The 594-nt window shown below is 46.0% G+C and carries 1 protein-coding gene and 1 rRNA gene; both read right to left on the minus strand.

Annotated elements, in window-relative coordinates; genetic code table 11:
• Positions 1 to 283: hypothetical protein (locus LU684_RS30470; protein WP_232895376.1), on the minus strand; the 283-nt coding region annotated here is incomplete at its 3' end.
• Positions 284 to 345: 62 nt separating this feature from the next.
• Positions 346 to 461: ribosomal RNA gene (rrf, locus tag LU684_RS30475) — 5S ribosomal RNA — on the minus strand.
• Positions 462 to 594: the final 133 nt, after the last annotated feature.

The raw sequence follows: 594 nt of genomic DNA on the forward strand, positions 1-594 counted from the left end.
CTATCAGTCCATACTCACAAGCACCCACACGAATTGCTTGATTCGATTTGTTAAAGAGCGTTTGGTTAAGAGCTTTTTGTCTCAACCGAGGCGCGCATTCTACGCTTTCCTCAGATCCTGTCAAGCGTTTATTTTGAAGTTTTTCGAAAAACTCGTTTAACTTCAAACACTTAACTCGCTTCGATCTCTCGTTGCGGGAGGTGAATAATACAGCATTCAAAAACGCTGTCAACCACCTTTTTGCTGCAGCTGGCTGACCTTGCGGCTTACCAGGAAGAAGCATGAGCTTCTACTTAAAGACAAAACCCCTACCTGCATACGCAGATAGGGGTTTTGCGAAATGAATCTTGACGATGACCTACTCTCACATGGGGAAACCCCACACTACCATCGGCGATGCATCGTTTCACTGCTGAGTTCGGGATGGGATCAGGTGGTTCCAATGCTCTATGGTCGTCAAGAAATTCTGTAGCCAGAATGTCCAGATGGACAGCCCAGCGAATTCGGATATGTGATGTTTGTGGTTTGTTGCGAACTTTCGGTTCGTATCATCTTCACCACCGCAATCTGCGTCAGTAAATTGCTTGGGTGTTA

Source organism: Pseudomonas sp. NMI542_15, assembly GCF_021283425.1.
Taxonomy (GTDB): domain Bacteria; phylum Pseudomonadota; class Gammaproteobacteria; order Pseudomonadales; family Pseudomonadaceae; genus Aquipseudomonas; species Aquipseudomonas fortuita.